The sequence below is a fragment of the Candidatus Symbiopectobacterium sp. 'North America' genome (genome assembly GCF_015762685.1).
In the GTDB taxonomy this organism is placed as follows: Bacteria; Pseudomonadota; Gammaproteobacteria; order Enterobacterales; family Enterobacteriaceae; genus Symbiopectobacterium.
On the sequence record NZ_PEHF01000020.1, the window covers coordinates 80,073 to 91,839 of the forward strand.

Consider the following 11,767-nt stretch of genomic DNA (forward strand, 5'->3'; position numbering starts at 1 on the left):
ATGGGCAAATGCACCTAGATTCTATGTAGAGTGAATACATTCATCGATGGTGAGTTAATAAATGATTGATGTAAAAACTTCCTTGTGTTTATTTTATTATCTGGTTTTATGAGAATTTATGTTCGCGGATTAATCTCTCTCTTGGTCTCCAGCGTTTTGTATTAATATCTAATATCATGGTTTTCTCTAATGTCCATTTTTTTTGTTTAGTCGTTGTGTAACTGTTATCCTTTGAAATCACACTCATTGTAACCGTGCGATATCCGTAGCAAAACATATGAATAGTAATCATTTTCTTAAAATGAAAATGGTTTTGAGATTTATATCTTTTTTGTTCTATGATGTGTCTTTTTTTCTGAAGAGATAAAAGTGAAAGGTATTCATTGAGGTTTTCAATGGTAATCGTTTGCTCAGTCAGTCGATGATCAGTTTTTATCGAGTATCGCTACTAATGGAGGGCGTGTTTTTTTATTGGTTTGCCTTTCGTTTATCGTTTATTGGATATTATCATTACGCATATTTGTAACCATTAACGGTAAAACCGACGCTCTCAGTATTGAGAAGGCTTTTCCCTGCGTATGCTTGGTACACAGTGCAGCGTTCGTGTACCAAGCATACTGGTTGAGGCCCGTCCCCCTAACGTAAGGTCAATTGCAGGCAAAAGTAACATCAACTGGTATATGACAGTGTTAGTCTGTTATACCGCAGAGTACTTTTTTAATTCTTATCTCATGGGACAGCGATATGGACAGAAAAAATTTTTTTATTCAGTATAAATCATGTGCAGTTCGTTCGTTGAAAAAAATCAATACTAAAAGAAAGAGTGATTCTTTTTATTTAATGATGACGCATGTTTATAAAGAAAAAATAAATTGCTTGAGAAATAAATATGATCTTTATTTTTATTTCACTGGCAGGGATAAACAGCATTCTCAATTTATATTTTATTCAATATGTCGCTTACATGAAAAGAGAAGGAACCTCGGTTGTCATACGATGAGATTTTCTTAATCTAAACCTGTTGCTAACGGTCTGTTGTTCCTTCTTTTTACAAGCCCTCTGCATAAGCTGAGGGAAACCCTCAACCTAATGCAACCAGTAGTGCACCAACGGATATCATGGCTACGCCAACGCCGCCTAATAGCGATATTTCTCTCCAAGTAGCACGGCTGCCAAAATAACAGCAAACACAACGCTAAGTTTATCAATGGGAGCAACCTGAGCCACATTACCACTTTTCAATGCCAAAAAATAGAATAACCAGGAAAGCGCTCCTGCAACTCCGCTTAACAGAATAAATGTCAATGCTTTTTTGTTGGCAAGCACTTCACCGATCATGGTTGTTTTTCCTTGCACTACCACAACGCCCACCAAAAACAGCGCCATCACCACGGCACGAACCGCAGTTGCTGTATTGGCGTCAAGATTTTGCAATTCCACTTTACCAAACAGAGCCACTGCGGCGGCACACAGGGAGGAGAGCAATGCATAAAGTAACCAGCTACTCATGATGAGCCTCAGCATTAAAATTCAGGAGGGAGATCAACAGAATGAGCGTGGGATGTTACGCCTGCTCAGGGGGGATAACCAGTGTTATCCGCTGTTAATTCAGTACGGTCGCTCAAGGCATAAAACGGTAACCCACGGCGGTTTCGGTGATAAAGTGACGAGGTCGTGTGGGGTCGCTTTCCAGCTTTTGTCGCAGGTTTCCCATATAGATGCGTAGATAATGACTACTTTCCACTGCGTTGGGTCCCCAAACATGTACCAGCAGTTGGCGCTGCGTTAGCACTTTGCCCGCATTCGCCAGCAGCAGTGCCAACAATTTGAATTCCGTAGGCGTCAGATGCAGTGTTTTGCCGTCTCGGCTGACTAAACGCTGGCTGAGATCAAAGGTAATGCTGCCGAATGTCACCACCGGGCTTTCCATCGCGTTAGCACCGTGGCGGCGCAGTGCAACGCGCACACGGGCCAGTAACTCACCAATCCCGAACGGCTTGGCGAGATAATCGTCAGCACCTGCATCCAGAGCGTCGATTTTATCCCGTTCATCACCGCGCGCGGACAACACAATAATCGGCACGCTGCTCCACTGGCGAACATCGCGGAGGTAAAGGGTGCCATCACCGTCAGGTAATCCGAGATCGAGAATCACCAGATCAGGCTTGCGGGTAGCGGTTTCCAGCAGGCCACGTTGCAAGGTCTGTGCATCAAAAACGCGCAGCCCTTCGCTTTCCAGCGCGCTGCGTACAAAGTGCTGGATCTCTCTTTCATCTTCTATGATCAAAACGCTAGCAGATAGCAGGGCATCTACTCTTTCTGTCTCATTGCTGCGGGTGTTGAGCCGTCTGCACGACGTTAAATGATACTTTATGACGCTATCATATATTTCCACGCGTTTGCGACAAAAGCCTTTCGGATGATGGGAAGCGATCAGGGCAGCAGGAACGGATAGAAAGCTAATAAACGCAATATTGTTTTATACATTAAATGTAATTCATTAACCGTTTTGTAACTCTATAACAGAATGTTCGGGAAAAATGACGAAAACACGATCTTTTTCTGGTCCGATGAGTAGTGAAGTTTCAGCAAAAGCGGTACTATTTTGAGCAGTTATTCATCGTTATGCTGATTTTGTGAGCAAGGTCGTTGCAGTGGCTGCTCACTGATGAAGGAGGATCGCTATGTCGATTTATACTGCTTATCCCTTGTATCGCGTTCTCCTGCGTCGCGTTGCTGTTGTTGCTTTCGGTTTACTGGCGTTGCCTGTGATTCTGTTTCGTACCGATCGCGCCCGCTTTTACAGCTATCTGCACCGTGTTTGGTTGAAAACCAGCGATCAGCCAGTCTGGATGGCGCAATCAGAAGCGGCAGCCGATGATTTTTTCTAAGCTGCGCTGCGATTAAGTAAAAAACATCATTGTGCGCTACTGACCTCTAAATCCCCTCGGTCAGTAGCTCTGTTTTTTGTTCCCTTTCCTTTTCCCTCTGATACGCCTTGATTTTTGTTTTCGCTCGATCTTCGTCGTTGTGCTCCGTAGCCGCTTGAAATCCGCTATGCTGAGGGAATGTTGACGAACGGGAGAGCGTTTATGATGTCAGCTCCTATTCCTGTTGGAATAAGTGCATGTTTGCTCGGTGCGCCAGTGCGGTTTGACGGAGGGCATAAGCGCTTTGACTTCGCTGTTGATCAATTAGCGCCTTATTGCCATTTTCAGCCAGTATGCCCCGAAATGGCGGTCGGATTACCGGTACCACGCCCCACGCTGCGACTGGTTAACGCGGGTAAGCAGGGTATTCGGCTCTGTGCCAGCAACGGTTCTGGCATCGATATCACCGATGAGATGCTCGCGTTTTCCGAGCAAAAAATGGCATCGTTGAGCGAACTATGCGGTTTTATCCTGTGTGCCAAATCCCCCAGTTGCGGAATGGAACGGGTAAAGGTCTATGACTGTCAGGGAAAAAATGCCCGAAAAAGTGGAGAAGGGCTGTTTGTGCAGGAGCTGAAACGGCATATGCCGTGGTTGCCGTTAGAGGAGAATGGGCGCTTGAGCGATCCTGTACTGCGAGAAAACTTTATTGCCCGGGTTTATGCCTTGCATGAATTGCAGCAGATCTGGCAGCAGGGGTTGTCGCGTGGTGCACTGATGGCGTTCCATAGTCGTTATAAATTGTTGTTACTGGCGCACTCGCAGCCCGAATATCGAGAACTGGGACCCTTTGTCGCAGGCATGGCGCAATGGCCGACGCTGGAAGCTTTTGCCACGGAATACCGGCTGCGTTTTATGCGCTTGTTATCGCATCCCGCATCGCGTCGCAACCATACCAATGTATTGATGCACGTTCAGGGTTATTTTCGTCCCCACCTTACCTCCCAACAATGTCAGGAGCTGGCCAACTTAATCGATCGTTATCGGCAAGGTGTGCAACCGCTGCTGGCACCGATGACGCTGTTGCGTCATTACATGACCGAATACCCTGATGATTATCTGGCGCAGCAGCGCTACTTTGACCCCTATCCCGAAGCTTTGCGTTTACGCTATGGCCACTAATGTTTTCCAGTAAGGATCAATTATGACCACGCATCTGGTCTGGTTTCGCCATGATTTACGGATTACCGATCATTCCGCGCTGCATGCGGCCTGTCAGAGCCCCGATGCCAAGGCCATCGCGCTCTATATTGCCACGCCAGGCCAATGGCAAGCGCACGGCATGGCTCCGCGACAGGCGACGTTTTTGCTACAGAATCTCCAGGCATTACAACAGTCGTTGGCAGATAAAAGCATTCCCCTGTTTTATCAACAATGTGACGACTTTCATCAGGCAGTTGAAGCCGTTGATGCGTTTTGTAAAAAGCAGCATGTTTCGCATCTGTTTTATCATTACCAGTACGAAATCAATGAACGTGAACGGGATCGCGCGCTGGAAGCCAAACTGTGCGGGCAGGTGGTGTGTCAGGGGTTTGATGACAGCGTACTGCTAGCGCCAGGCAGTCTGGTGACGGGAAAACAGGAGATGTACAAAGTCTTTACACCGTTTCGCAAAGCGTTTATTCAGCGTTTGCTGGAGATGGAGGTTACCTGCTTCCCTGCGCCGAAAAAGCGCGCCAATGTAGACATAGGGAAATTGGCTGCGTTGACCCCCTTCGATTACCCTCAACAGGCGGTTGACGAGACGCTGTTTCCGGCGGGCGAACAGGCCGCGTTGGCACGATTACGCCAGTTTTGCCAATCTACCGTGGCGGATTATGACCAACAGCGTGATTATCCCGCACAGCAAGGCACCAGCCTGCTTTCGCCTTATCTGGCATTGGGCGTCCTTTCCTCGCGCCAGTGCTTTAATCGCCTGCGTGCAGAGCATCCCACTCTGTTAGAGCAGTCTGACGGCGGGGCATTTACCTGGTTGAGCGAGCTGGTGTGGCGTGAGTTTTATCGCCATCTGCTGGTTGCCTGGCCGCGTTTGTGTAAACACTACCCGTTTGTGGAGTGGACGCAGCAGGTGCAATGGCGACAAGACGAAAAAGCGCTGACAGCCTGGCAACAGGGTAAAACTGGCTTTCCGATTGTCGATGCCGCGATGCGTCAACTGAACGGCACCGGATGGATGCATAATCGGTTACGCATGGTCTGCGCCAGTTTTCTGGTAAAAGATTTGCTTATCGACTGGCGGGCAGGGGAGCGCTATTTTATTTCTCAACTGCTGGACGGTGATTTGGCGGCGAACAATGGCGGGTGGCAGTGGGCGGCCTCTACGGGTACGGACGCTGCGCCCTATTTTCGTATTTTTAATCCGACCACTCAGGGTGAGCGTTTCGATCCGCAAGGGGCGTTTATCCGCCAATGGGTGCCTGAACTGGCAGAGGTGCCAGACAGCGATATTCACCAGCCGCATCGCTGGGCCGAGCGGCAAGGGCGGACCTTGGATTATCCCACGCCGATGGTCGATCATAAGCAGGCCAGACAAATGACGTTGGAGGCTTTTGAAGCTGCGAAAGCGTCGCAGGAAAAAGGCCAGTATCAGGCATATTAAGGAGCGTTATGCGCAACAGCGAATTGGAAACAGTGATCAATCAGCAACTGAATGTGGCTGCATTTCAGGATTATGCGCCTAACGGGTTGCAGGTTGAAGGGCGTGAAAACGTGCAACGGATTATCACCGGGGTAACGGCCTCGCAGGCATTGCTGGATGTGGCCGTTGCTCAACAGGCCGATGCCGTGCTGGTACACCACGGTTATTTTTGGAAAAACGAGTCTCCGGTTATTTCCGGCATGAAGCGGCGCCGCTTGAAAACATTGCTGGCGAACGATATCAACCTGTATGGCTATCATTTGCCGTTGGACGCGCACCCCGAGCTAGGCAATAACGCCTGTCTGGCGGCGTTGCTAGACATCACCGTGTTGGGTGAGATTGAGCAACTGCTGCCTTATGGCGAGCTGTCTCAGCCTGTGAGTGGTGAGGCGTTACGTGAGCGTCTGGAAACGCGATTGGGGCGTTCCGTGCTGCATTGTGGGGATAATGCACCGTCGCAGATAACACGCTTGGCCTGGTGCTCTGGTGGTGGCCAGGGCTTTATTGAGCAAGCTGCGCGCTTTGGCGTGGAGGCGTTCATCACCGGGGAAGTATCTGAACAGACGATTCATATCGCGCGCGAGATGGGGCTGCATTTCTATGCGGCAGGCCATCACGCAACGGAGCGTGGCGGTATTAAGGCACTAGGGGAGTGGTTGGCACAGCAGCATGGGTTTGATGTGACCTTTGTTGATATCCCCAATCCCGCCTAGTGTTTATCAACCCACTATTTTTTTAAAAAATAATATAAAAAGTTTAGTGGGAAATAAGTGGCATCTTTCTTGCTTGTCTATTAAGAAACCTTATCGCCAGAGAGTGTCGGGCGAGGTGCGAATCAAGGCGGCATGGCAATGCCCTACCGCGATGGGGAGAAGAGCGTGCAACGAGCGCGGTGCTACTTATTGGGCGAGCGGGCCGTGGTGCTGGAGTTGGAGCGTCCGCTGTCACTGCAAAGCCAACAGCGTATCTGGGGGCTGGCTGAACGTCTTCAACAGTATGAAGCGGTTGAGGCGGCGATCCCTGGGATGAATAACCTGACGGTGGTGTTAACCCACCTGCAGCAGGCGGCACGCGATGCTATCGAACGTTTGCAGCGCTGGTGGGAAGAGAGTGAATCGGTAACGATCGAAGCGAGGGATATCACGATTCCGGTGGTGTATGGCGGCGACGCTGGCCCGGATTTGTTGCAGGTGGCGGAGCATTGCCAGCTTTCTCCTCGTCAGGTGGTGGAGGCGCATGCTGCGGCGCATTACGTGGTGTACTTTCTGGGTTTTCAACCGGGATTTCCTTATCTGGCGGGGTTGCCAGAGCACCTTCATACTCCACGGCGTGCAGAGCCGCGCCTGAGTGTGCCCGCTGGCAGTGTCGGTATCGGTGGTCGACAAACCGGTATTTACCCGTTGGCAACCCCCGGAGGGTGGCAGTTGATTGGCCGAACGTCAGTTGCGCTGTTCGATCCGAGCGCGGAGCCACCCACGTTGCTGCGCCCGGGTGATAATGTGCGCTTTGTGCCGCAACCGGAGGGCCTATGCTAAAGATCATTCATGCCGGGCTGCATACTTCGGTGCAGGATGCCGGGCGTCATCATCTGCGGCATCTGGGCATCAGTCAGTCTGGTGCGTTGGACACACCAGCGCTAAGCATCGCTAATTTGTTGGTGGGTAACGCGATGTTCGAAGCTGGGCTGGAAATTACGCTCGGAAAACTCGCGGCGACCTTTACGTCTCCCTGCTGGATTGCGTTGACGGGAGCTGACTGTCACGCCGAGCTCGACGGGAAACCGGTCTGGACCGGTTGGCGCTTTCATGTGAAAGCGGGTCAAACGCTCAGGATGCGCATGCCGCGCCGGGGCATGAGCAGTTATCTGGCTATTTCTGGTGGCCTGGGACTGCCAGACGTACTTGGGTCACTCTGTACCGATTTGAAAGCCGGGTTTGGTGGTTATCTTGGTCGCCCGCTTCAGGATGGTGATACGCTTCCACTGAAAAAGGCCGCCTACCGCAAGCCGCATAAGCCTGTGGGCATCAAGCAGATTCTGTTCAGTAATCGGGTACGGGTGCTTCCCGGGCCGGAATATCATGAATTCAGTGAAGAAGCGCGCGACACGTTCTGGCGAACAGGGTGGCAACTGAGTCCGCAGAGTAACCGTATGGGGTATCGGCTACAGGGACCTGCGTTGACACGCATAACGCCGCGAGAGCTTTTTTCTCATGGCGTACTGCCGGGGGTGATTCAGGTGCCGCACAGTGGTCAACCGATCTTGTTGCTGGCAGATGCGCAGACCACCGGTGGCTACCCACGCATTGCATTGCCTGTGTGATTGAAGCGGATTTATTCCATCTGGCGCAGATTCGGCTCGGTGAACCGATACATTTCATTCCCTGCACGCTGGACGATGCCCTGCGTGCGTCAGAGGCGCAGCGGCGTTATCTGGAACAACTGGCGTGGAGGCTCAATGATTATTGATTTAAATGCCGATCTGGGTGAAGGCGGCAGCAATGATGAAGCGCTATTACAGTTAGTCACGTCTGCCAATATCGCCTGCGGGTTTCATGCAGGAGATGCTCAAACCATGCGCCAGTCGGTGCGTTGGGGGATGTGCTACGGCGTGGCACTGGGTGCCCACCCCAGCTTTCTGGATCGGGAAAACTTTGGCCGCAAAGCGATGTCGGTATCCGCAGACACGGTCTTCGCGCAGGTGGTGTATCAACTCGGTGCGTTAAGTGCGATTGTGGCGGTTGAAGGCGGCAGGCTGACGCATGTCAAACCGCACGGCATGCTGTATAACCAGGCTGCGCGCGATCCTATGCTGGCCGATGCGATTGCGCGTGCAGTCAAATCGGTGAATCCGGCGTTGCGGTTGTTAGGGCTAGCGGGAAGTGAACTGATTCACGCGGGGCTGCGTCTGGGATTGGCAACTCGGCAGGAGGTGTTTGCCGATCGCAGTTACCTGCCGGATGGCACGCTGGTGCCGCGCGACCAACCTGCCGCATTGATCAAAAGTGATGAGTTGGCGCTGGCGCAAACGCTGGAGATGATTAAACGTTGCCGGGTGCGGGCCAGTGATGGTACCTGGGTTGATGTAGAGGCCGATACGGTTTGTCTTCATGGCGACGGCGATCATGCGCTGCTGTTTGCGCGCAAGTTGCGTTAATGTTTCAATGAGCACCAGATTCAGGTCAGGGCTGCGTAATTACGCAGCCCAAGCAAAATGAGTGAATATCAATCATGAAAACCGTATTGGTGACGGCGTTTGAACCCTTTGATGGCGAAGCCATTAACCCTTCCTGGGAAGCGGTAAAGGTATTACAAGGGCGTGAGATTGCAGGTGCGCGGGTGATGACCTGCCAGTTAGCCTGCGTGTTCGACCTTGCTTTGCAGCAGCTCAACGCCGCGCTGGCTGAGCACCAGCCTGATTGCGTGCTTGCTGTGGGTCAAGCCGGAGGCCGCGCCGAGATCACCGTCGAGCGGGTTGCCATCAATATCAACGATGCGTGTATCCCTGACAATCACGGCAAGCAACCGATTGATACTCCCGTAATTGCAGGTGGCCCAGACGCCTATTTCTCCACCTTGCCGATCAAATTGATGGTTAACGCATTACGCGAGCAGGGTATTCCTGCCTCGGTGTCCCACACCGCAGGCACCTTCGTGTGCAACCATGTGATGTACGGCTTATTGCACGCGCTGGCACTACGTCCCGGTGCGGCCAGCGGTGGGTTTGTTCATATCCCTTATGCACCGCAGCAGGCGGCGCGCCATCCCGGGGAGCCATCAATGCCGATTGCTATGGTAACTGAGGCGTTGGTTGCCATGATTGCTGTCGCCGTGACCCAGCAGCAAGACGCGATGATTTCTGGCGGTACGACGCATTAACTTTCGGGGAAAATTCCGCGACGGGAAAGGAGATATTGATGCCTGAGGGGCCAGAGATCCGCCGTGCCGCCGACGCATTAGCCGCGGCGGTGGCAGGGGACCCGTTAACCGGGGTGTGGTTTGCTTTCCCTGAATTAAAACCTTATGAAACAGAGCTGACAGGACAGCGGATTGAAAAGCTGGAAACGCGCGGTAAAGCGCTGCTCACCTACTTTTCTACTGGGCGGATTCTTTATACTCATAACCAGCTTTATGGCCTGTGGCGTGTCGTTGATACGGGCGTGGTGCCCGATACCAAACGCGATTTGCGCGTTCGTCTGGAAACGCAACACCGTGCGATTCTGTTGTATAGCGCCTCAGATATTGCCATGCTCACGCCGGATGCGCTTGAGACACATCCTTTCTTGCAGCGTATTGGCCCTGATGTGCTCGATATGCGCGTCACACCGCAGCAGGTACAGACCCGATTGTTAAGCGAGCGGTTTCGCCGCCGTCGCCTGAGTGGCTTGTTGCTCGATCAGGCTTTTTTAGCAGGACTGGGCAACTATTTGCGCGCGGAGATTTTATGGCACGCTGCGCTGTCACCGCAGCACACGGCGATGACGTTGGATGAGGGGCAACTGGCCGCACTGAGCGACGCGTTATTATCACTGCCGCGCCTTTCCTATCACACGCGGGGAACGGTGGATGACAATCACCATCACGGCGCATTGTTCCGTTTCAACGTTTTTGACCGTGAAGGAAAACCCTGTGAGCGCTGCGGGCATCCCATCGTGCGCACCATGCTCTCGTCGCGCCCGTTTTTCTGGTGCCCACATTGCCAGCATTGAGACGTAAAAAAGCCGGGAAAAATCCCGGCTTTCGGAGTATTTGCTGCGCTGATGATGCTCAGCGATTGTTGAGCGAAGAGGTGAAGTCGCGTTTGTCGTAGCCGGTATATAGTTGGCGCGGACGTGCAATCTTCAAGCCGTCGTCGTGCATTTCGTTTCAGTGAGCAATCCAGCCGACGGTACGTCCCATCGCGAAGATCACGGTGAACATGGAAGACGGAATGCCCATCGCTTTCAGGATGATACCGGAGTAGAAATTCACGTTGGGGTAGAGTTTCTTCTCGATAAAGTAGGGATCGTTGAGCGCAATGTGCTCCAACTCCATGGCCACTTCCAGCAGGTCATCTTTCATGCCCAGCTCTTTAAGCACTTCATGGCAGGTTTCACGCATCACGGTGGCACACGGGTCATAGTTTTTATATACCCGGTGGCCGAAGCCCATCAGACGGAAAGAGTCGTTCTTGTCCTTGGCGCGTCTGACGAATTCAGGAATATGCTCAACTGAGTTGATCTCCTCCAGCATACGCAGACAGGCCTCGTTGGCACCGCCATGCGCCGGTCCCCACAGAGACGCGATGCCCGCAGCGATACAGGCAAACGGGTTTGCGCCGGAAGAACCTGCGGTACGCACCGTCGAGGTGGACGCGTTCTGTTCATGATCGGCATGCAGGATCAGGATGCGATCCATTGCGCGTTCCAGTACCGGATTCACCACATACTCTTCGCACGGCGTAGCAAACATCATATGCAGGAAGTTGCCGGCGTAGGACAAGTCGTTGCGCGGGTAAACGAACGGCTGACCGAGGGAGTATTTGTAACACATGGCAGCCACGGTCGGCATTTTGGACAGCAGGCGATACGCGGCGATTTCGCGGTGACGCTCAATGCTGATATCCAGTGAATCGTGGTAGAACGCCGCCAATGCACCGGTTACGCCGCACAACACCGCCATCGGGTGAGAGTCGCGACGAAAACCGTGGAACAGACGCGTAATCTGTTCGTGGATCATGGTGTGACGGGTTACTGTGGTTTTGAAGGTGTCATACTGCTCGGCCGTTGGTGCTTCGCCGAACAGCAGAATATAGCAGATTTCCAGATAAGTAGGTTTCTCTGCTAATTGGTCGATAGGGAAGCCGCGATGCAGCAGCACGCCTTTATCACCGTCAATGTAGGTGATTTTGGATTCGCAAGACGCCGTGGAAGTAAATCCCGGATCGAACGTAAAAAAGCCTTTGGAACCGAGGCTACGGATATCGATTTCGTCTTGCCCAAGCGTGCCGGACAACACATCAAGCTCGATGGGCTCTTTACCATTTAGGGTAAGAGTCGCTTTCTTATCAGCCATTTACAGTCTCTTTAGCGCTTTAATTTTAAAAATTTATCACCGAAGAAATACCGTTATGCCTGTACACCGAACAGAGAAACTCGGCCAAACGCCGAAGTCTTGTCATTTGCATCTATCAGGGTACAGCATCGGGCAGTGGCCGGGCTCA

Annotated in this window: 9 protein-coding genes and 3 pseudogenes; 9 read left to right on the plus strand and 3 right to left on the minus strand. The window is 52.1% G+C overall.

What is annotated here, in order from left to right; genetic code table 11:
* Nucleotides 1-1,081: 1,081 nt before the first annotated feature.
* Together CS369_RS04650 and kdpE are read right to left on the minus strand one after the other, a co-directional pair.
* Nucleotides 1,082-1,509, minus strand: a pseudogene (locus tag CS369_RS04650) (EamA family transporter).
* Between the two features lie 112 nt (nt 1,510-1,621).
* The gene (kdpE, locus tag CS369_RS04655) at nt 1,622-2,305 is read right to left on the minus strand and encodes a two-component system response regulator KdpE (protein ID WP_196906225.1); all 684 of its coding nucleotides are present in this window, start codon (nt 2,303-2,305) and stop codon (nt 1,622-1,624) included.
* Nucleotides 2,306-2,684: 379 nt separating this feature from the next.
* Between kdpE and CS369_RS04660 the strand changes: the two genes are divergently transcribed.
* From CS369_RS04660 to nei, 9 genes and pseudogenes are all read left to right on the plus strand, one after another.
* Nucleotides 2,685-2,891, plus strand: a complete 207-nt coding sequence (locus CS369_RS04660; RefSeq protein ID WP_196906186.1) for a YbfA family protein — start codon at nt 2,685-2,687, stop codon at nt 2,889-2,891.
* Between the two features lie 204 nt (nt 2,892-3,095).
* Entirely contained in the window at nt 3,096-4,052 is a 957-nt protein-coding gene (locus CS369_RS04665; protein WP_196906226.1) for a DUF523 and DUF1722 domain-containing protein, read from the plus strand.
* A 22-nt stretch (nt 4,053-4,074) separates the two neighbouring features.
* Nucleotides 4,075-5,529 carry a deoxyribodipyrimidine photo-lyase gene (gene phrB / locus CS369_RS04670; RefSeq protein WP_196906187.1) on the plus strand — a complete coding sequence of 485 codons (1,455 nt, stop codon included), beginning with the start codon at nt 4,075-4,077 and terminating at the stop codon, nt 5,527-5,529.
* 8 nt (nt 5,530-5,537) lie between these two features.
* Nucleotides 5,538-6,281, plus strand: coding sequence for a type 2 GTP cyclohydrolase I (locus CS369_RS04675; protein ID WP_196906188.1), 744 nt, complete (start codon nt 5,538-5,540; stop codon nt 6,279-6,281).
* 165 nt (nt 6,282-6,446) lie between these two features.
* On the plus strand, nt 6,447-7,103 hold the full coding sequence (gene pxpB / locus CS369_RS04680; protein WP_196906227.1) for a 5-oxoprolinase subunit PxpB: 657 nt from the start codon (nt 6,447-6,449) through the stop codon (nt 7,101-7,103).
* A pseudogene (gene pxpC / locus CS369_RS04685) lies at nt 7,097-8,034 on the plus strand (5-oxoprolinase subunit PxpC). Before pxpB ends, pxpC begins: the two are co-directional and overlap by 7 nt.
* Entirely contained in the window at nt 8,024-8,722 is a 699-nt protein-coding gene (gene pxpA, locus CS369_RS04690) for a 5-oxoprolinase subunit PxpA (protein ID WP_196906189.1), read from the plus strand. Before pxpC ends, pxpA begins: the two are co-directional and overlap by 11 nt.
* A 74-nt stretch (nt 8,723-8,796) precedes the next feature.
* A complete protein-coding gene (gene pcp, locus CS369_RS04695; RefSeq protein WP_196906190.1) occupies nt 8,797-9,444 on the plus strand; it encodes a pyroglutamyl-peptidase I in 648 nt (215 codons plus the stop codon).
* Nucleotides 9,445-9,482: 38 nt separating this feature from the next.
* Nucleotides 9,483-10,274, plus strand: coding sequence for an endonuclease VIII (gene nei, locus CS369_RS04700; RefSeq protein ID WP_196906191.1), 792 nt, complete (start codon nt 9,483-9,485; stop codon nt 10,272-10,274).
* A 58-nt stretch (nt 10,275-10,332) separates the two neighbouring features.
* On the opposite strand, the pseudogene CS369_RS04705 reads toward nei, so the two are convergent.
* Nucleotides 10,333-11,619, minus strand: a pseudogene (locus CS369_RS04705) (citrate synthase).
* Nucleotides 11,620-11,767: the final 148 nt, after the last annotated feature.